We start from the raw sequence: 19,640 nt of genomic DNA, 5'->3' as shown, positions 1-19,640 counted from the left end.
GGAATTATGGCTAAGCGGATTTACGACATCCCGTCGCAATCGGTAGACGAGAGTTTGTTCACGCCGAAGGGACAGGGCGGGCCCGCAGGGCAGAGCGTTCCATCGGATGCACCACCGCCCACACCGGGAACGAGCGTTCCTGGCGTTGGTACGCCGCAGGCAGCATCCGCATCGGCGTTCCCCGAGTGGGCACAGACGGGCGCCGCGCCTTCGGCGTCGGCCGCCACTGTGCCGGCATCGCCGCTACCGACCATTCCGCCGCCCTCTGGCTCGATTAAGAGCACGGATACCTCTGGCGTTACGCCCCCGGCCGCGCCTCCTGCGCCACCAGCTCCGGCTGCGCCTGCCGCTCAGGCTGAGCCCGCTGCCGCACCTCAGACTGAAGCGCCGCAGGGCGAAGCAGCCGCTGAGGGTGGGCGTCGCGCTCGCCGGATGGCGACCGAGCCAGTCACCTCAATAGATTCGCTCGACGAACTCTTCCGCCAAGCTGCAGCCGGCGCCATGTCTCAGACCTCGGCCGCAACGTCGGCCGCCGGGGCGTCGCTTCCTGTTCCGGAAGCGGCTGCGCCTGAGGTTCCTGCTCCAGCAGCTGCTGCACCCGCCGAGCCTGCGGCGCCCGTCGCTGACGCAGCTCCGGCTCCGTCACCGACCGCGGCCGAAGTGCCCTACTTCGCCCAAGACGCCGCGAGTGCTCCCGCCGACGCCCCCACCCAGATCATGGATGAGGTCCCGGCAGATGCGCCGACGCTTAAGTTCCCGTCGCAGCCCGCTGCCGACGGTGGACTCCTTGACCTGCCGGACATCGCCCCCGCTGCCGAGGGCGAACTGAATTTCCCGCCGCCCGGAGTCGACGAGGGGCTCTTGAGCTTTACGAGCGGGTTCGGTGCTGCCGATCCCAAGCCCAGCCGCGAGTCCCAACTGCTGTCGGTGCCCGAGATCGTCGAGGAGGAGCGCGAAGCTCGTCCCGAGATGGAACTCACAGCCCGTGAGGGGTCGAACCCTGAGCTGCTGGATGCTCTGAAAGAGGTCGTCTACACCGGCGCCTCGGACCTTCACATCGCTTCCGGCGCTGTGCCCATGATCCGCATCGACGGCGGACTTCAGCCGCTCAAGGGTGTTGCTGTCTGGGATAAGGACCGCACGCGCGACGCGCTATTCAGCATCCTCGACCAGAAGCAAGAAGAGCAGTTCCTTGAGGCTCTCGAACTCGACTTCGCGTTCGAGCTTTCCGAAGCCGCTCGTTTCCGCGTGAACTTCTACATGGACCGCGGCAACCTCGGTGCTGCCTTCCGAATCATCCCGACCGAGATCAAGCAGTTGAAAGACCTCGGTATCCAGGAGTCGGTATCGCAGTTCGCTACTCTGCCGCGTGGGCTCGTGCTCGTGACCGGGCCAACCGGTTCCGGTAAGTCCACCACCTTGGCCGCGCTCATTGACCTGGTCAACCGCACCCGTGCCGACCACATCGTGACCGTCGAAGACCCGATCGAGTTCTTGCACGGCAACCAGAAGTCGCTGGTCAACCAGCGCGAGGTCGGTCGTGACACCCACTCTTTCACCGCGGCGCTTAAGCACGTTCTGCGTCAAGACCCGGACGTCATTCTGATCGGTGAGCTTCGAGACCTCGAAACCATCTCGATCGCTCTGACCGCTGCCGAGACTGGTCACCTCGTGTTTGCCACCCTGCACACTCAGGATGCTGCGCAAACCGTTGACCGCATCATCGACGTTTTCCCGCCGCACCAGCAGGGTCAGGTTCGTACCCAGCTCGCTGCCGTGCTGCAGGGCATCATCTGTCAGACACTTGTTCGCCGGTCATCCGGAAAGGGCCGCGTGGTGGCTACAGAAGTGCTCACGATGAACCCGGCTATCGGAAACCTCATCCGCGAAGGAAAGATTTACCAAATTCCTTCCGCCATGCAGGCTGGCCGAGGCGCTGGTATGCACACGATGGATCAGCACCTTGCTGGTCTCGCTAAGTCCGGTGCGATTACCGAAGAGGCAGCCATGGCTAAGGCCCATGACCCCGAGGGTATGCACCGGCTGATGAGCGATAGCTCAACGGGAGTACCGAGATAATGGCCGCGACTACCTCAACCACGAAGTCCTTCGAGTACAAGGCCCGCGATCAGTCGGGCAAGGTTGTCAAGGGACGCATCGACGCATCGAGTGAGAACGCCGTCCTCGCGCGCCTCCGTGCGATGGAGATCAGCCCGATCTCGGTTACCGAAGCCGGTGCCGGCACTGGCCTCAACAAAGAGATCAACATCTCCTTCTTGCAGAAGGGCGTTGGCCTCGATGATCTCGCGGTAATGAGCCGCCAGATGTCGACGATGATCTCGTCGGGACTCTCGCTCATCCGTGCGCTGGTCATCCTCTCAGAGCAGACAGAAAACCCCACGCTTGCGAAGGCTCTCGGGGAGATTCGTCAAGACGTCGAAACCGGTGGAACGCTGTCCGATGCGTTCGCTAAGCACGGCACCGTCTTCCCCCCGATCATGATCCACCTGGTTCGTGCGGGTGAAACGGGCGGATTCCTCGACAACGCGCTCGAGTCGATCGCGAACAACTTTGAGGGCGAAGTAAAGCTTCGCGGAACTATTAAGTCCGCGCTCACCTACCCTGTCGTCGTTCTCATCATGGCGATCGCTGCCGTGGTCGGAATGCTGCTCTTTATCGTGCCGGTGTTCGAGGAAATGTTCTCCGATCTCGGAGGCGAGCTGCCGCTGCTCACCCAGATGCTGGTGTGGATGTCTGATGGAATGACCATCATCGCGCCGATCCTGGTCGTCGGCGGCATTATCTTCAGCGTGTGGTGGGGCAAGAACAAGCACACCGAGAAGGTCCGTAAGGCTGTTGACCCGTGGAAGCTGCGGGCACCCGTCTTTGGCCCCCTCTTCCGCAAGGTATCGATCTCACGCTTCACGCGTAACTTTGGAACCATGCTCGGCGCTGGTGTGCCGATTCTTCACGCGCTCTCGATTGTGGGAGAGACATCGGGAAACTTCGTGATCGAGGAAGCCCTACGCCGCGTGGCTGATTCGGTTCGTTCAGGGCAGTCGGTTTCGGTTCCTTTGGCCAAAGAGCCGGTCTTCCCGTCGATGGTCACCCAGATGGTCGCCGTCGGTGAAGACGCCGGTTCTATGGAGGTCATGCTTTCAAAGATTGCTGACTTCTACGACGACGAGGTGCAGAAGACTACAGAGCAACTCACAGCACTCATCGAGCCGCTCATGATTGGTGTCATTGGCGCGATCGTTGGCGTGATGGTTATCGCGCTCTACATGCCGATCTTTGCCATCTTCGACCAGATCAAGTAGTACAGAGGCACCTAGCAGCCCCAGGCGGGGGCACCGCGACCCGAGTCGTGATGCCCCCGTTTGGTCGTTAACGCGCGTCTTGGGCTGCGGAGGCGGCGCAGCGGAGTGCACACGTGTTCCGGCAGTCGCGGCCGGGTGCCCCGAAGCCGTGCCGGCGAAATTTACCCCTGAACTAGGCGCAAAAACCGGCACGACTCGCACCTCACCCCTCAGACTGGGGGCGTAATTCGGGTGGTTCACCCCCGTTTGTGGGATTCTCAGCAAGCCCACATGTTGAGAGTATTTTTTGTGGGGGGCTGAGAAGCTGATTTTTTCTGGGGGCCCCTGTCCAAGATCCGAACCACAGACAGGAAATCCAAAATGATCGCACGTTTGAACGAAGCACTGCGCAGCAAGCGCTCCGACCTCGAGAACGACCAGAAGGGCTTCACTCTCGTTGAGCTCCTCGTCGTTGTTCTGATCATCGGCATCCTTGCCGCGATCGCTATCCCCTTCTTCCTCAACCAGCGCCAGGGCGCTTGGGAATCGCAGGTCAAGTCGGACATCGCTAACGCTGTTATCGCTGCCGAGACCTACGCCGTAGGCAACAACGGTTCGTTCACCGGTCTTTCTGACACCGGCCTCTCGGACAACGGTTACAAGAAGACTCCTTCGGTAACTCTCGTTGTTACGCCCGCCGCTGACGGCAACAGCTACACCTTTGCTGTAACTCACTCCGAGTACACGACCAAGGCGTGGGCTTACGACAGCAACACCGGAATCACCACCGACTCGGCAGTCACGCCGTAGTAGGTAAGTAGTAGGAGAACGGGGCGTCGCCAAGCGGCGGCGCCCCGTTTTCACACTCCGAGAGTGATCGCTCTCGCACGGGAGAACCCATCTCCGCCGCACGAATTGCACACCCTTACACCCGCACGAAAGGGCTCATCATGTATAAGGTTCTACAGCGTCTTCGTAGCTCCGATTCAGGATTGAGCCTTCTTGAGGTTCTCGTCGCGATGATGATCTTCGCAATCGTCTCCCTCGGCGTGCTCCAATCACTGGCCACCGTTCTGGCTATCACTCGCGACAATCGCGCTCGCGTAGTGGCGGCCAACCTTGCCGCTCAAGAAATCGACCTCGCTCGCGACGCCAGCGACGTCTTCACACTTTTCGACGACACCTACACCAAGACGCTCAATGGCGACGTCTTCACGGTGACGCGTTCAACCGCGTGGGTGCCATCGAGTAACACTGCAGCGTCCTGTGGTTCCGGTGGTGGAACCCTGCAGTACAAGCGCATCAATATCGAAGTTTCTTGGCCCAATATGCGTACCGGTACCGAGCCGGTGCGCTTTGACAGCCTGTTGGCTCCGGATGATCGCATCAACGACCCCGCACTCGGCACGATCCTGGTTTCCGTGATCGGCGGCTCCGGTGAAGGGTCCGAAGGCGTGAGCGTCGGCGCAAGCCCCGCTTCTCCCTCCGAGGGAGCTCAGAGTTTGTCTACTTCGCCCGCAGCGACTGACACTGACGGATGTTCCTTCATCCTCAAGGTCGCGCCCGGTAACTACAACGTCAGCGTTTCACGCTCCGGTTACATCACAGATGATGGCCAGTCCAGCTCGCCCAGCCAGCTCACGCAGGTCGTAGCGGGAACCGCGAGCTCGGTCTCGTTCAACTATGACCAGGCCGCACGCTTCGACGTCAAGTACGTAGCAAGCCCGGCGCCGGCGAACGTCGAAATTCCGACGAACATGGATACCGCTTTTATCAGCACCTACGGAGTCCATACCGAGTCGAGCAGTTCGTCGAGTCTGTCGCGCAGTATCAACCTTTTCCCGTGGCGTTCGGGGTATGTCGGGGTAGCGGGAACGTACATTCCGAAGCCCGAAGACCCGGCCAGCACCGCTGACTACTGCGCCTCGCCTAACCCTGCACTGTGGCCAGAAGAAGACATCGCCGGGGTAACGTACCGTTCTCCGGATGCGGTAGCCGTCGCCGCCAATCCAGGCGGAAGCGTAGACATGACGGTTCCTATGGGACTCGTTGACGTAACGGCGCTTGCAGGCGATCGTATTCGCGTAAAGTCGACCGCTCCAGTCGCGGGTAGTGCCGACCCCGGCTGCACCGAGTCAGTGACCCTGACCTTCGACCGCTTAGATTCTGCAACTCAGTTCATCGCGTTGCCCTACGGAACGTGGGAGATCGAGCGCCGCACGGGTGGCAGCTGGGTTACCGTCGGACTCGGGAGCATTCTTGCGCCGATCGTTGGCGCAACTGCGACAGTTCCCGGCGTGGTCACCGTCGATCCGCGGGTGGCTTCCTAATGACTACGTTGCGAAGTGTTCTTTTTTCTCGTGTCTCACGACTGCGGCGCGATGAAGCTGGTGTCACCCTGAGCGAGCTGATCGTAACAATGGCACTCATGGGAATGTTGCTCGCAATGGTCATGACGATCTTCGTCACGTTTACGCGGACCTTTGCTGACGAGCGCTCCGCGAGCGCCAACACGTCCGCGGCCACTATTGCGATGAACGAGTTGACCCGCGTTATCCGCTCCGGAACCGAGAATCCTGTCGCGAGCGTTGCGCTCAACGAGCCAGTATTCAGCGTTGCGAGCCCCGAGAACGTTGTCTTGCAAGCGTACCTCGACACCGACGCGCTCGATCCGGAGCCCGTGAAAGTGCAGTTCGCAATAACGGGCGACCGCACGCTGGTCGAAACCCGCTGGGATGCCCGGGCGCTCTCGTCGGGATACTTCAGCTTCTATAGCACCCCTGCATCGCAGCGCACCGTCGTGCGCCAGATCGCGACCGGGGGGTCTCCGGTGTTCCAGTTCTACACGAAGGACAACGTCGAATTGACGATGCCCTCAAGCGGTTCACTCTCGGAAACTGATCGACGCCTCATCGCTGCGGTGAAAGTGACTATGACGGTACAAACAGACCCTTCGGGTGGGGCAAAGACCGCCACTCTCGAAAACACTGTAGGTATCCCGAACCTAGGGTTCTCCCGGATTGGAATCGACCGATGATCCGTTTTCTTCGCGCCCGTATTGGCGGCGAGCAAGGGGCAGCCTTGCCCATGGTGATTGGTATCACCGTGGTGCTGGGACTTCTCGTGACGACGGCAGTGGCTTACGCCACTGGCGGGTTCCGGCAGGCTGCCGCGACTCAGGAGTGGTCGGCGTCACTGGCGGCGGCTTATGCCGGTGTCGAGGATTACCAGAGCCGACTCTCAGAAGACACGTCGTACGTGCAGTACGGGAACCCTGTAGCCGATTTCTCGTCGACGAGCGATGTTCGTCTGCCGACGGGCACCAACGCTAATGCTGCCTTCAACACCTTGGCATCAGAGCCATGGGTTACGGTTCCGGGCAGCGACGACAACTCTTTCTTCCGCTATGAGGTCGACAACTCTAACTACCAGAGCAGCGGAACCATTCGCGTGCGCGCCACAGGAAAAGTGGGCAGTGAAACCCGCACCATCGTGGCGGACCTTCGCCAGTCTGGCTTCATCGACTTCCTCTACTTCACTGACTACGAGATCATGGACCCCTCGTTCAGCAGCGCGAGCAACAACTGCGTGAAGTACTGGTGGGATGGTCGCAGCAGTATCTCTGGCAACTGCGGTGAGATTGCATTCTCGGGCGGCGACACCATCGATGGTCCCGTGCACTCGAACGACACCATCCGTATCTGCAGCGCTACCTTCCTCGGCGCGGTGACAACGAGCTACCGCCCTTCGAGCGGGGTCAAGTACAACCCTCGCGACTCCAACGGCAACTACTGCAACGGTCAGAGCTTCGCCATTCCCGGCGCGCCGAGCTTCAGCCCGGTTATCGGGATGCCGGCAACGAACTCTCAGCACCTGCGTGAGACTCGTTCGGACCTTGTGACTGACGGTGTCCCGCGTCCCGGTTGCCTCTACACGGGGCCGACCGAAATCACGTTGAACTCGAATGGCACCATCACGGTGTACTCGCCCTGGACCAAAAAGACTCAGATCACGGGATCCCCGGCCACTGGCGGAAGCACTCCAGCGATGTGCGGAAGTCTCTCTCAGCTACGCAGCAGTTCCGGTGCAACCTTTACCTTGCCTCCGAGCAATGTGATCTATGTACAGAACGTCCCCAGCGTAGCGAGCGACCCGAACTACTGGTCAAGCTCGAACCGTCCGAGCGGACTCTCGTGCGTTGGCGAGAGCGGCTACCGGGACAGCAATGGCAACGGCAACGGCATCGGCTACCCCATTCGCTACGAAGTTGCGCCGAGTGGAAGCTACGACTGCCGCAACGGTGACCTCTTCGTCAAGGGCACGGTCAACGGCCAGGCGACTCTGTCGGCTGAACACTACGTTTACGTGACTGGCGACATTAAATACCGCGATAGCCAAGAAGACGTGCTCGGGCTCGTGGGCAACGACGCTATCTGGGTGTGGAACCCGACGACCGGATCCAGCCGTTATTACGACAACACGCTTCTTGGCGGCTATAACCGACGCATCGACGCAGCGATCTTGTCGGTGGGCCACACCTTTGCGGTACAAAACCCGAGCATCGGCAGCGGCCGAGGCACTCTCACTGTCAACGGTGCCATCGCGCAAAAGTTCCGCGGAATCGTGCGCAGTGGTAGCGGAGGCTACGTAAAGAACTACGTTTATGACGTGCGCCTCAAATATGTTGCTCCTCCCAAGTTCCTTTCTCCCGTAACTACTACGTACGGCGTGAACGTCTGGATTGAGGTCGAGCCCGCGTTCGAAGCTTCGGGTGCCGCTCGATGACAGCAACCGCTCTTCTTGTCGTCTTTGCTGTAATTCTCGGACTTGCTGTCGGCTCGTTCTTGAATGTAGTGGTGTGGCGATTGCCGCGCGGCGAGAACCTCACGTCACCGCCGAGCGCGTGCCCCAAGTGTGAGCACCGCATCCGCTGGTACGACAATGTTCCCGTTGTGGGTTGGCTAGTCCTTCGTGGCCGTTGCCGCGATTGCTCCGAGCCGATCTCGGCACGTTATCCGCTGGTCGAAGCAGCGACTGCTGTCGCGTTCGGGCTCACTGCCGCCTTCATCGGAGCTGAGACCAGTCTCATCTGGGCGCTGCCTGCTTTCTTGTACCTGGCGGCGATCTCGATCGCTCTCACGTTGATCGACCTCGATACGCAAACTTTGCCGAACCGCATCGTGCTGCCATCGATCGTGGTGGGTGCGGTGTTGCTTGCTGTAGCCAGCGCCGGCACGGGAAACTGGGGAGCTCTTCTCGGCGCTCTCGCCGGTGGCGCAGCGCTCTTCGTCTTTTACTTCATCATCGCAATTGTCCAGCCGCGTGGCATGGGCATGGGCGACGTCAAACTCGCGGCCGTCCTTGGCCTCTATCTGGGGTGGCTCGGATGGGGGGTCGTCGCAGTGGGTGCCTTTGCGGCATTCTTGCTCGGGGGCGTATTTGCAATCGCATTGCTCATCATTCGGCGGGCAGGCCGGCGCACAGCTATCCCATTCGGACCGTGGATGATCGCGGGCGCGTGGGTTGGCATCGCTTTCGGTTCACAACTGTGGGATGGATATATGGTGGCCGCCGGTCTCGTCTGACCGCGGCCCGGGGGGAACTATGGGAAAGAAATTAGTGGGGCTGGATATCGGCTCAACAGCGATTCGTGCTGTTGAAGTTGAGAACCCGCACCTTCAGAAGCCAACGGTGCTTCGCTTCGGCGAAGTGCCCTTGCCCGAGGGCGCTGTGCGCGCGGGCGAAGTCATCGACTCCGCCACTGTCACGGCATCTATCAAAAAGCTGTGGTCGGCCAACGGTTTCCGCACGCGCGATGTTGTCATCGGCTTTGGTAACTCCAAAGTCGTTGCCCGCGATGTGACGGTTCCGCGTTTGCCGTTGAACCAGGTCCGCGAGTCGCTTCCTTTTCAGGTGCAAGACCTGCTGCCTGTTCCGGCTTCGGATGCACTGCTCGACTTCTACCCGGCCGCCGAGGCAGAGGGGGAGACCGGCCCCATGCTCCAGGGCATGCTGGTTGCCGCGATTAAGGCTCCCGTGCTCGTGAACGTTAACGCGGCATCCGCCGGTGGCGTCACGCCCGTCAACGTCGATCTGTCGCCGTTTGCTCTGACGCGACTGTTCTCGACTCCCGAGCTCGGTTCCACGACTACACTGCTGGTCGATATCGGTGCGTCGACAACGACTCTTGTTGCGCTCGAGGGTCACGTTCCTCACTTCATCCGTTTCCTCCCGACCGGAGGTGGCGACATCACCAAGGGAATCTCGCAGCGACTCGATATCTCCTCACGCGATGCTGAAGCTATTAAGCGTTCCGTCGGTGTCATTGCGGCACGGGCGACCGCGGAGCAACGCCCCGCTCTCGAGGTTTCCTTCGAGTTGGTCAACGAAACGTTGATGGCCATCCGTGCCACGATTCAGTACTTCCAGAATGCCCGCAACAACCGTGCGATTGATCGCATCGTGATGACGGGTGGAGGCTCGCAGTTGCTGGGCCTCGTAGAAACAGTGTCAGAGTTCACCAAGACACCGGCATCCTTGCCCGACCCGTTCACGATGACTGCCGTTTCTCGTCAGCTCAAGGGAACAGGTTCTCCGTTTGACATGTCGGTAGCTCTCGGACTGGTAACGGGGGTCTCCGCATGAGCGACAACAAGAGCAAAGCTCCTAAAGCCCGCAAGGAACTGAAAGTTCCCACCGCGTATCCGCCCTATGTAAATCTTCTTCCACCAGAGGTTGGCCAGAAGAAGCAGGCGGCCCGAGCGCGTGGCCGTGCAATCTTCGTTGCGATTGTCGCAATCGGAGTCGTCATTCTGGCATCGGTGGGTATGAACCTGTATGCGCTCCAGCGCTCCTTGGCGCTCGAGAACGCTCGTGCACTTACGCAGACCCTCATCACGCAACAGGGCGAATACAATGACGTTCGTGTTGCCGGGCAGATGGTGCAATCTGCCACAAGTGCTCGTATTTTCGCGACCTCGACTGAGGTTTCAGTGCGGGATATGTTCAACGCGCTTGGTAAGAAGCTCCCCTCCGGGGCTGTCGTGGTTTCATACAGCTTCGAGACGGCAACCCCGCTTCTGGAATTCGGCGCCGCGACATCAACCGTGGAACCACAGCGGAACGCGCAGTTTGCGATGGAAATCAACTTCGCCAACATCGCGGCCTCAGATAAGTGGCTTCGATCGGTCCCCAGCATCGACGGTGTGAGCTATGCAACTTTGGTCGCTGCAAACTATCAAGACGACGGAACCTACACGGTGGATGTCGTTGTCTACTTGGATGAGAACGCTCTCGTTCACCGATTCGACGGTGTCGAAGCTGAGACCGCGGACGAAGAGCCCGAGGCGGAGCCAACGCCGACACCCACAGCGACTGAAACGCCGAGTCCAAGTGACACTCCTGAGGCGACTGAAGAAGGGAGCGGATCATGACATTGACACGCTTATGGACACTTATCGGTGTGGTCGCGGTGATCGTCATTCTCGCTGCCGGTTGGGCAGTGGGAGTCGGGCCAGCGCTCAGCGCCGCGAAAGAATCTGACACCCAGCTCGCTGATGTCGAGATTCAGAATCAAGTGAAGGCTGCAGAACTTGCGCGCCTCAAGGCTCTCGATGAAGATTCTGCAGCGCTGTTCGCGGAGCTGGAAGACCTTCAGCGAGGCATTCCAGCAGTGCATAACACGTCAGTCTTCGCAGCTCAGATCGAAGCGCTCGCGTCGAAAGCTGGCGTGCTCCTGGTCAGCATGGGATACCTGAGCGTTGAAGAAGCTCTGCCGCCCGAAACTGATGCACCGGTCGCTGCTCCCGTGGAGGGTGAAGAAGGCGATGCCGCTGAGGCGCCCGTAGCTACCTCACCAACCGACGTGCAAGCGGTGCCCTCGGTTCCAGGCCTTGTTGCCGTCGCAGTCACGATTCGCGTGGCGGGCGAGCCTGCCGCGTTGCACTCGTTCTTGGAGACCGCTCAAACCGGCGTACGTGTGTTGAGCATGTCCTCGATTATTTACGATCCCGCAACTGATGGCGGCGAGTTCGAGATGAAGATCGATGGCTACGTTTACGTGCTCCCGGGCACCGATGTCTCAACACTTAACGTGGATGCCGGCGCTGACGGAACAACGGTCAACTAGCAAAATCACAGCATGAAGAAGAACGCCACGACCTCTTGGTCGTGGCGTTCTTCTCGTTTCTGAGAGTTGCTTCAGTACACTGAGAGCATCAGTCGCTGGCACGAGGAGGCAACAGTCATGACCGATCCATCTGTAGAGCGTGGTTTTTCACCGAAGAACGACGACAACATTGAGGATGCTGTAGTGGTCGACGAGACGGTTGCACCTGCTGACGAGTCGCCGGCTGCCACACCCCTCGGGGAGCCCATCGCTGAGCCCGCTACTCCCGCAGATACCGCGGTGTACGACGATTCCACGCTGGAGGCAGAAGTCGAGCCCATGGCAGAGCCTGCTGTAGCGGCTGAGCCAGAGATCGTCGCCGAGCCCGAGCCCGAGCCCGAGCCCGAGCCCGAGCCCGAAGTCGTTGCCGACCCGGAGCCTGCCGTCACCACCACCACCGCAGCGGGAGCGGCATCCGCCGAGCCGCGCGTTGTGTACGTCACCGCGCCGACTCCTCCCAAGGTCGCAGGAAACCGTGGCTTCGGTGTGTTTATCGCTCTGGCTTCCACACTGGTCTTTGCTCTGGTGTTCGCACTCGCGGTCGCAATCATCAGCGCAGCCGCGACGGGTCGCGTTGCGCTCGCTTTCGTCCAGGCGCCCTCGTTCTACGTGCCCGTCGCATTCTTCGCACTGGGAGCGATCGTCATCGCGCTCATCGTGAACCGTGCCGGCTGGGCTGCGCACGTGTTCTCGAGCATCATCGTCGGCCTCGTGGTCTACTTCGGCACGATCGGTGCGCTGTCGCTGATCAATGGCGTCATTCAGAACACGCCGGAACAGGCCCAAGTCATGTTCGCTGGAGCTTTGGTCGATCCGCTCATTATCTCAGCCGGCCTTATCGGCCGTGAGGTGTCGCTCTGGTCGGGTGCGCTCGTGGCAAAGCGCGGCCGCAAGGTCACTCAGCGCAACAGCGAATCCCGCGCGAAATGGGAAGCTGAGCTCGCAGAGAAAACTGCTGCTCAACGCTAAGCGCGCGTGCGCCATCGCGTGCCCTGTTCTGGAGCCTGCGTGTGCGCTGTGATCATTTGACCCCGGTACACCCGGGGGGCTATTCTTTCTGAGGTGTGCGCTTTGCCGTGCGCTTGAACTATGCCTCTTGCAGGTCACCGCGCTAGCGGAGTTCGGGTGCAAGCAACTCCACATCACAGGGTTCAACCTTCTGGTTGACCCCCACGGCATATCCATAAACCATCCGCATAGTTCGTTCATTCGACTTGTGTGGCGGGGCGTGGGTCCAGATGAACTCGGTGTCCTGCAAAGAACAGCGAATGCTAACCATCATGACGCTGTCACCGTGCAGCAAAATCAAGGAGTAATTTAGTGCCCACCATTCAGCAGTTGGTGCGTAAGGGACGCTCGCCGAAGGTCGTCAAGACCAAGGCTCCCGCCCTTAAGTCCAACCCGCAGCAGCGCGGCGTTTGCACGCGCGTCTACACAACAACTCCGAAGAAGCCGAACTCGGCTCTTCGCAAGGTTGCTCGTGTCAAGCTTTCAAACGGTACCGAGGTCACGGCCTACATTCCCGGAGAAGGTCACAACCTTCAAGAGCACTCGATGGTGCTCATCCGCGGTGGTCGTGTAAAGGACCTCCCCGGTGTCCGCTACAAGATCGTTCGCGGAGCGCTCGACACCCAGGCCGTTAAGAACCGTAAGCAGGCTCGTAGCCTCTACGGCGCGAAGAAGGACAAGAAGTAATGCCTCGTAAAGGACCAGCACCAAAGCGTCCCGTAGTCGCGGATCCCGTTTACGGCGCACCCATCGTCAGCCAGCTCGTCAACAAGATTCTTCTTGATGGCAAGAAGGGCCTCGCTGAGCGCATCGTTTACGGAGCACTCGCAGGCGTGGCAGAGAAGACCGGCCAAGACGCCGTAGTCACTCTCAAGAAGGCTCTCGACAACGTACGCCCGACCCTTGAGGTCAAGTCGCGTCGTGTCGGTGGATCGACTTACCAGGTTCCCGTTGAAGTTAAGTCTCACCGAGCAAACACGCTCGCACTGCGCTGGCTCACGAGCTACGCAAAGGGCCGTCGTGAAAAGACGATGACTGAGCGTCTCACCAACGAGATCTTGGACGCATCGAATGGACTTGGCGCCGCTGTAAAGCGTCGTGAAGACACCCACAAGATGGCCGAGTCGAACAAGGCATTCGCTCACTACCGCTGGTAGTCAGCACCTCGCAGTGAGGCGAGTCAGGCGCTGTCTGACTCGCCTCACTATTGAGATTCTCGCTTCACCAACATACTTCGGAGGAACCTGTGGCACAGGACGTGCTCACCGACCTGACTAAGGTCCGCAACATTGGCATCATGGCTCACATCGATGCCGGCAAGACCACTACGACTGAGCGCATCCTGTTCTACACGGGTGTGAACCACAAAATTGGTGAAACTCACGATGGTGCGTCGACTACTGACTGGATGGAGCAGGAGCAGGAGCGTGGCATCACGATCACGTCCGCTGCTGTTACGTGTTACTGGAACAAAAACCAGATCAACATCATCGACACCCCAGGCCACGTTGACTTCACGGTTGAGGTGGAGCGTTCGCTCCGCGTTCTCGACGGTGCTGTCGCTGTGTTCGACGGTAAAGAGGGTGTGGAGCCGCAGTCAGAGACTGTCTGGCGCCAGGCTGACAAGTACGACGTCCCCCGCATCTGCTTCGTCAACAAGATGGACAAGATGGGCGCGGACTTCTACTACACGGTAGACACCATCGTTAACCGCCTCGGCGCTCGTCCGTTGGTTCTTCAGCTCCCGATCGGACTCGAGTCAGAGTTCGAGGGTGTCGTAGACCTCGTCGAGATGCGCGCACTCACGTGGCGTGGAGACTCCAAGGGTGACGTTCAGATGGGTGCTAAGTACGCCATCGAAGAGATCCCCGAAGACCTCAAGGAAAAGGCTGCGGAATACCGCACCGCTCTCCTCGAAGTTGTTGCTGAGACTGACGACGCCATCATGGAGCGTTACTTCGGTGGCGAAGAGATCACGGTTGCAGAGATCAAGGCTGCCATCCGTAAGCTCACCGTCAACAGCGAGATCTACCCCGTTCTCTGTGGTTCTGCATTCAAGAACCGTGGCGTTCAGCCGATGCTTGATGCTGTTATCGACTACCTTCCCTCGCCGGTTGACGTGCCTCCCATGGAAGCAACAGACCCGCGCGATGAAGAGAAGATCATCATCCGCAAGCCCGACGCCAACGAGCCGTTCTCGGCTCTCGCGTTCAAGGTTGCAGTGCACCCCTTCTTCGGTCGCCTCACGTACATTCGCGTGTACTCGGGACACCTTGACTCTGGTGGAGCTGTCGCTAACTCCACTAAGGGCAAGAAGGAGCGCATCGGAAAGATCTTCCAGATGGCTGCTAACAAGGAGATCCCTGTCGACAGCGTCACCGCTGGACACATCTACGCCGTCATCGGCCTCAAGGACACCACGACTGGTGACACGCTGTGTGACCCGAACGACCAGGTCGTTCTCGAGTCGATGACGTTCCCTGAGCCCGTTATTGAGGTAGCGATCGAGCCGAAGACGAAGGCTGACCAAGAAAAGCTTGGTGTTGCCATCCAGAAGCTCGCTGAAGAAGACCCCACGTTCCGTACCGAACAGAACCAGGAAACTGGCCAGACGGTTATCAAGGGAATGGGTGAACTTCACCTCGACATCCTCGTCGACCGCATGAAGCGCGAATTCAACGTTGAAGCCAACGTTGGTAAGCCGCAGGTTGCGTACCGCGAGACCATCCGACGCGTTGTGGACAAGCACGACTACACCCACAAGAAGCAGACCGGTGGTTCGGGACAGTTCGCTAAGGTCCAGATCTCGCTTGAGCCCATGGAGGTTGAAGGCGACAACATTTACGAATTCGTAAATAAGGTCACCGGTGGCCGTATTCCTCGCGAATACATTGGCTCGATCGATCAGGGTTTCCAGGCCTCGATGAACGTCGGAATCCTCGCAGGATTCCCGATGGTCGGCGTCCGAGGAATCATCCTCGATGGCGCTGCTCACGATGTTGACTCGTCAGAAATGGCGTTCAAGATCGCGGGAACCATGGCATTCAAGGAAGCAGCTCGCAAGGCTGACCCAGTTCTCCTCGAGCCGCTCATGGCGGTCGAGGTTCGTACTCCCGAGGAGTACATGGGAGATGTCATCGGTGACCTTAACAGTCGCCGCGGACAGATCCAGTCCATGGAGGACGCGACCGGCGTAAAGGTCGTTCGCGCCCACGTACCGCTGTCGGAAATGTTCGGCTATGTCGGTGACTTGAGGTCCAAGACTTCGGGTCGCGCGGTGTACTCGATGACGTTCGACAGTTACTCTGAGGTTCCCCGCGCGGTAGCTGACGAGATTGTTGCAAAGAACAAGGGCGAGTAATCGCCGCACTACCAGCGCGCAACTAACATAGATACACACCAACTTGCAGAACATTCGGCAGTGATAAGTCGTCGGATGCGAAGCAACCGAGTCCTGAGGAGGACCCACAGTGGCTAAGGCCAAGTTCGAGCGGACCAAGCCGCACGTAAACATCGGAACCATCGGTCACGTTGACCACGGAAAGACCACGCTCACGGCAGCGATCTCGAAGGTACTTGCAGACAAGTTCCCTTCGGCAACCAACGTCCAGCGTGACTTCTCGTCGATTGACTCGGCTCCGGAAGAGCGTCAGCGCGGAATTACCATCAACATCTCGCACGTTGAGTACGAGACGACCAAGCGCCACTACGCACACGTAGACGCTCCCGGTCACGCTGACTACATCAAGAACATGATCACCGGTGCTGCTCAGATGGACGGTGCAATCCTCGTGGTTGCAGCGACCGACGGCCCGATGGCTCAGACTCGCGAGCACGTTCTGCTCGCGAAGCAGGTTGGTGTTCCTTACCTGCTCGTAGCACTCAACAAGTCCGACATGGTTGACGACGAAGAGATCCTTGAGCTCGTTGAGCTCGAGGTTCGCGAACTCCTGGGCAGCCAGGGCTTCGACGGCGACAACGCACCTGTCGTTCGCGTTTCGGGCCTCAAGGCTCTCGAAGGCGACGAGAAGTGGGTTCAGTCGATTCTGGACCTCATGGATGCAGTTGACGAGAACATTCCGGACCCCGTACGCGACAAGGACAAGCCGTTCTTGATGCCCGTTGAGGACGTCTTCACGATCACTGGTCGTGGAACCGTTGTTACCGGCCGCGCCGAGCGTGGAACGCTCACGATCAACTCTGACGTTGAGATTGTTGGAATCCGTCCGACCCAGAAGACCACGGTCACTGGTATCGAGATGTTCCACAAGCAGCTCGACGAAGCATGGGCTGGCGAGAACTGTGGTCTGCTTCTTCGTGGAACCAAGCGTGAAGATGTAGAGCGTGGACAGGTTGTTGTTAAGCCTGGTTCCGTTACTCCTCACACGAACTTCGAGGGAACCGCATACATCCTTTCCAAGGATGAGGGTGGGCGTCACAACCCGTTCTACGCGAACTACCGTCCGCAGTTCTACTTCCGTACCACCGACGTCACCGGCGTCATCACGTTGCCTGAGGGCACCGAGATGGTTATGCCTGGCGACACCACTGACATGACCGTTGAGCTTATTCAGCCCATCGCCATGGAAGAGGGCCTCGGCTTCGCCATCCGTGAGGGTGGACGTACCGTAGGTGCCGGTAAGGTAACCAAGGTTCTGGCGTAAGCTCAGTAACTAATTACGACGAGGGTCGGGCCGAAAGGCTCGGCCCTTTGTCGTTTAACGATCACTTTCGCTCCCGCCCTGCAGTCGCCGCCTGCGGTTCAGCAGTCAGGTCAGCTCGACCGTCCGGTGAGCCTGCCGGTGAGGGCGCGAGCAGCAGCCACCGTCGCGGCGCCGAGCTCATCCCAGTGCTCGCCCACCGCATCCGTGCGGAAGGTCAGGCCGATCGCCGCTGTGGGGTAGTCGTTGCGGTCGAGCGCCGCGGCACCCACCGAGGAGTAATCGGCGGTAACGTCGCCGATCTCGCTCGCCCAGCCCCGTGCGCGGGCGGAATCCAGCATCCGGTCAAGTTCGGCCAGCGTTTGGGGCCCAGCGGTTTGCCGGCGCGTCAGAGATGCCCGAGTCGGATACAGAGCGCGGACTTGAGGCGCGGTGAGCCGCGCGAGCATGGCACGGCCGGTGGCGGTGAGATGGGCGGGCAGGCGCACACCGACCGCAGAGACGGTCGTGGGAGCGCGGGTTCCTTGCACGCGTGCCGCGTAGCTGACATCCGCGCCGCTCAAAACCGCTAGGTGAGCGACGACCGGGATGGGAGCTTCGCGAGCGAGACTGCGCATCAGCGGTGAGGCGAGAGCAGAGAGCCGTTCGCTGCGCAGCGCCGAAGTACCAATCTCAGAGACGAGGGCACTGAGCCCGTAGGTTCGATCCTCGGGATAGTGCACAACGAAGCCCTCAGCGACCATGACTGCGAGTAGTTGGTAGACGGATGATCGGGGCAGTCCGAGCTCGCGGGCCAACGCCGAGGCGGGCACCGGTCCTTTGCGAGATGCGAGATGGCGAAGCACCGCCATAGTGTTGCGGGCTGCCGGAATGCTGGGCACGTTTCCCCTGTCTGATATCTCAGACACCATATCGCGAATCACTATCGCAGCAGAAGGGCGATCAGCGTTCACTGGGATCATGAATCCCGAAACTCCGCAGACTGTTTCTCTTGGCGTTGGCCCCGTCAGCATCGCCGAGGTCGTGGCTGTGGCGCGCCACCGTGCGCGTGTGTCGATTACGCCTGAAGCTATCGCCGAGATCGAGGCGTCGCGCGCCGTCATCAAGGCTCTCGCGAACGACGTTCGGCCGCACTACGGGGTGTCGACAGGTTTCGGTGCCCTCGCCACGAAACACATCGCTCTCGAGCAGCGTGTGCAATTGCAGCGATCTCTGGTGCGCAGCCATGCCGCCAGCTCTGGCGCCGAGATCGATGCTGAGGTGGTGCGGGCGACCATGCTCTTACGCCTCTCCACGATGACAACCGGCCGTACCGGAGTGCGCCCAGTTGTCGCCGAAACCTATGCCGCACTGCTTAACGCCGACATCACTCCGATCGTGGGGGAGTACGGCAGCCTCGGGTGCTCGGGCGACCTCGCTCCGCTGGCGCATTGCGCGTTGGCGGTCATGGGCGAAGGCGACGTGCGCGTCGCTGGGGAGTTGATGCCCGCCTCCGCTGCTCTCAAGGCTGCCGGAATTGAGCCGGTCGTGCTGCACGAAAAGGAGGGCCTGGCGCTCATCAATGGCACGGATGGGATGCTCGGCATGCTGTCGATGGCCATCACCGATCTGAGCGCGCTGCTCACCGCCGCCGACCTGTCCGCGGCTCTCAGCGTCGAGGGTCTCGCCGGAACAGATCGCGTCTTCGCCGAAGATCTTCACGCCCTCCGGCCGCACCCCGGCCAGCAGGTGTCCGCCGGTAACATGCGCGCAGTGTTGCGCGATTCGGGAACGATCGCGGCCCACGCCACCAATGGTTTTACCCGAGTGCAGGATGCCTATTCCTTGCGTTGTGCTCCGCAGGTTCACGGGGCGGCTCGCGACACGGTCGATCACACGAGACGCGTTGCCGAGCGCGAGTTGCAGAGCGCAATCGATAATCCTGTCGTTACCCTCGATGGGCGCTTGGAGTCGAACGGAAACTTCCACGGGGCGCCCGTGGGCTATGCGCTCGACTTCCTCGCGATTGTGGCGGCCGACGTCGCAAGCATGAGCGAACGTCGCACCGACCGCTTCCTCGACAGCAACCGCAATGGTGGGCTGAACGCGTTCCTCGCCGCGGATCCCGGGGTCGACTCAGGTCACATGATCGCGCAGTACACCCAGGCAGGCATCGTCAGTGAGATGAAGCGGCTCGCGGCGCCGGCATCCGTCGACTCGATTCCGACCAGCGCCATGCAAGAGGATCATGTTTCGATGGGCTGGAGTGCCGGTCTCAAGCTGCGTCGCAGCATCGACGGTCTCTCGCGCGTTCTGGCGATCGAACTGTTGACCTCCGCACGCGGCATTGAGATGCGCGGCGAAAAGCCGTCCCCGGTTTCGGCCGCCGTAATCGACGCCCTGCGCGAGCGAGTGCCCGGCGCAGGCCCCGACCGTTACCTTGCCCCCGACATTGCCGCGAGCGTTGAACTCGTGCAGTCGGGTGCCCTTGTTGCAGCAGCACGTTCCGTCACCGAACTTCACTAG

Annotated in this window: 17 protein-coding genes; 16 read left to right on the top strand and 1 reads right to left on the bottom strand. The window is 60.2% G+C overall.

What is annotated here, in order from left to right; translation table 11 throughout:
* The first annotated feature begins 6 nt into the window (after positions 1-6).
* The 15 genes from ACWTV1_RS05695 to tuf all read left to right on the top strand — a co-directional run bounded on the left by ACWTV1_RS05695 (position 7) and on the right by tuf (position 17,138).
* The gene (locus ACWTV1_RS05695; RefSeq protein ID WP_498504442.1) at positions 7-2,079 is read left to right on the top strand and encodes a type IV pilus twitching motility protein PilT; all 2,073 of its coding nucleotides are present in this window, start codon (positions 7-9) and stop codon (positions 2,077-2,079) included.
* Positions 2,079-3,320 (top strand): type II secretion system F family protein, encoded by a 1,242-nt coding sequence (locus ACWTV1_RS05690; RefSeq protein WP_498504441.1) that lies wholly within the window; start codon positions 2,079-2,081, stop codon positions 3,318-3,320. The genes ACWTV1_RS05695 and ACWTV1_RS05690 overlap by 1 nt, the downstream gene beginning before the upstream one ends.
* Before the next feature lie 360 nt (positions 3,321-3,680).
* Positions 3,681-4,109, top strand: a complete 429-nt coding sequence (locus ACWTV1_RS05685; RefSeq protein ID WP_498504440.1) for a prepilin-type N-terminal cleavage/methylation domain-containing protein — start codon at positions 3,681-3,683, stop codon at positions 4,107-4,109.
* Between the two features lie 140 nt (positions 4,110-4,249).
* Positions 4,250-5,629, top strand: a complete 1,380-nt coding sequence (locus tag ACWTV1_RS05680; protein ID WP_498504439.1) for a type IV pilus modification PilV family protein — start codon at positions 4,250-4,252, stop codon at positions 5,627-5,629.
* The gene (locus tag ACWTV1_RS05675; RefSeq protein ID WP_498504438.1) at positions 5,629-6,336 is read left to right on the top strand and encodes a PilW family protein; all 708 of its coding nucleotides are present in this window, start codon (positions 5,629-5,631) and stop codon (positions 6,334-6,336) included. Before ACWTV1_RS05680 ends, ACWTV1_RS05675 begins: the two co-directional genes overlap by 1 nt.
* A complete protein-coding gene (locus ACWTV1_RS05670; protein WP_498504437.1) occupies positions 6,333-8,084 on the top strand; it encodes a hypothetical protein in 1,752 nt (583 codons plus the stop codon). Before ACWTV1_RS05675 ends, ACWTV1_RS05670 begins: the two co-directional genes overlap by 4 nt.
* Positions 8,081-8,884: a prepilin peptidase gene (locus ACWTV1_RS05665; RefSeq protein WP_498504436.1), complete on the top strand. Its 804-nt coding sequence runs from the start codon at positions 8,081-8,083 to the stop codon at positions 8,882-8,884. The genes ACWTV1_RS05670 and ACWTV1_RS05665 overlap by 4 nt, the downstream gene beginning before the upstream one ends.
* Before the next feature lie 19 nt (positions 8,885-8,903).
* On the top strand, positions 8,904-9,944 hold the full coding sequence (gene pilM / locus ACWTV1_RS05660; protein WP_100388178.1) for a type IV pilus assembly protein PilM: 1,041 nt from the start codon (positions 8,904-8,906) through the stop codon (positions 9,942-9,944).
* Positions 9,941-10,732, top strand: coding sequence for a fimbrial assembly protein (locus ACWTV1_RS05655; protein WP_498504435.1), 792 nt, complete (start codon positions 9,941-9,943; stop codon positions 10,730-10,732). The genes pilM and ACWTV1_RS05655 overlap by 4 nt, the downstream gene beginning before the upstream one ends.
* Positions 10,729-11,427, top strand: a complete 699-nt coding sequence (locus ACWTV1_RS05650) for a hypothetical protein (protein ID WP_498504434.1) — start codon at positions 10,729-10,731, stop codon at positions 11,425-11,427. Before ACWTV1_RS05655 ends, ACWTV1_RS05650 begins: the two co-directional genes overlap by 4 nt.
* A 117-nt stretch (positions 11,428-11,544) precedes the next feature.
* On the top strand, positions 11,545-12,435 hold the full coding sequence (locus ACWTV1_RS05645; RefSeq protein WP_498504433.1) for a hypothetical protein: 891 nt from the start codon (positions 11,545-11,547) through the stop codon (positions 12,433-12,435).
* Between the two features lie 351 nt (positions 12,436-12,786).
* Positions 12,787-13,161, top strand: a complete 375-nt coding sequence (gene rpsL / locus ACWTV1_RS05640; protein ID WP_097060154.1) for a 30S ribosomal protein S12 — start codon at positions 12,787-12,789, stop codon at positions 13,159-13,161.
* Positions 13,161-13,631, top strand: a complete 471-nt coding sequence (gene rpsG / locus ACWTV1_RS05635; RefSeq protein ID WP_100388182.1) for a 30S ribosomal protein S7 — start codon at positions 13,161-13,163, stop codon at positions 13,629-13,631. The genes rpsL and rpsG overlap by 1 nt, the downstream gene beginning before the upstream one ends.
* Positions 13,632-13,720: 89 nt before the next feature.
* Complete coding sequence (gene fusA / locus ACWTV1_RS05630) at positions 13,721-15,835, top strand: elongation factor G (RefSeq protein WP_498504432.1); 2,115 nt, start codon at positions 13,721-13,723, stop codon at positions 15,833-15,835.
* Positions 15,836-15,944: 109 nt separating this feature from the next.
* Positions 15,945-17,138 (top strand): elongation factor Tu, encoded by a 1,194-nt coding sequence (gene tuf, locus ACWTV1_RS05625; RefSeq protein WP_498504431.1) that lies wholly within the window; start codon positions 15,945-15,947, stop codon positions 17,136-17,138.
* Between the two features lie 110 nt (positions 17,139-17,248).
* Here tuf and ACWTV1_RS05620 read toward each other — a convergent pair whose 3' ends face one another.
* Positions 17,249-18,046 (bottom strand): IclR family transcriptional regulator, encoded by a 798-nt coding sequence (locus ACWTV1_RS05620; RefSeq protein ID WP_498505035.1) that lies wholly within the window; start codon positions 18,044-18,046, stop codon positions 17,249-17,251.
* A gap of 49 nt (positions 18,047-18,095) precedes the next feature.
* Between ACWTV1_RS05620 and hutH the strand changes: the two genes are divergently transcribed.
* On the top strand, positions 18,096-19,640 hold the full coding sequence (gene hutH, locus ACWTV1_RS05615; RefSeq protein ID WP_498504430.1) for a histidine ammonia-lyase: 1,545 nt from the start codon (positions 18,096-18,098) through the stop codon (positions 19,638-19,640).

It is taken from the genome of Salinibacterium sp. VpJ6 (assembly GCF_059767345.1).
Note: the sequence above shows the minus strand (reverse complement) of the source record. Positions and strands in the feature narration are given on the sequence as shown.

Bases quoted from the DNA above. Each gene is read 5' to 3' on its own strand.
- ACWTV1_RS05695 (WP_498504442.1), top strand. From the start codon at position 7: ATGGCTAAGCGGATTTACGACATCCCGTCGCAATCGGTAGACGAGAGT.
- ACWTV1_RS05690 (WP_498504441.1), top strand. From the start codon at position 2,079: ATGGCCGCGACTACCTCAACCACGAAGTCCTTCGAGTACAAGGCCCGC.
- ACWTV1_RS05685 (WP_498504440.1), top strand. From the start codon at position 3,681: ATGATCGCACGTTTGAACGAAGCACTGCGCAGCAAGCGCTCCGACCTC.
- ACWTV1_RS05680 (WP_498504439.1), top strand. From the start codon at position 4,250: ATGTATAAGGTTCTACAGCGTCTTCGTAGCTCCGATTCAGGATTGAGC.
- ACWTV1_RS05675 (WP_498504438.1), top strand. From the start codon at position 5,629: ATGACTACGTTGCGAAGTGTTCTTTTTTCTCGTGTCTCACGACTGCGG.
- ACWTV1_RS05670 (WP_498504437.1), top strand. From the start codon at position 6,333: ATGATCCGTTTTCTTCGCGCCCGTATTGGCGGCGAGCAAGGGGCAGCC.
- ACWTV1_RS05665 (WP_498504436.1), top strand. From the start codon at position 8,081: ATGACAGCAACCGCTCTTCTTGTCGTCTTTGCTGTAATTCTCGGACTT.
- pilM (WP_100388178.1), top strand. From the start codon at position 8,904: ATGGGAAAGAAATTAGTGGGGCTGGATATCGGCTCAACAGCGATTCGT.
- ACWTV1_RS05655 (WP_498504435.1), top strand. From the start codon at position 9,941: ATGAGCGACAACAAGAGCAAAGCTCCTAAAGCCCGCAAGGAACTGAAA.
- ACWTV1_RS05650 (WP_498504434.1), top strand. From the start codon at position 10,729: ATGACATTGACACGCTTATGGACACTTATCGGTGTGGTCGCGGTGATC.
- ACWTV1_RS05645 (WP_498504433.1), top strand. From the start codon at position 11,545: ATGACCGATCCATCTGTAGAGCGTGGTTTTTCACCGAAGAACGACGAC.
- rpsG (WP_100388182.1), top strand. From the start codon at position 13,161: ATGCCTCGTAAAGGACCAGCACCAAAGCGTCCCGTAGTCGCGGATCCC.
- ACWTV1_RS05620 (WP_498505035.1), bottom strand. From the start codon at position 18,046: ATGGTGTCTGAGATATCAGACAGGGGAAACGTGCCCAGCATTCCGGCA.
- hutH (WP_498504430.1), top strand. From the start codon at position 18,096: ATGAATCCCGAAACTCCGCAGACTGTTTCTCTTGGCGTTGGCCCCGTC.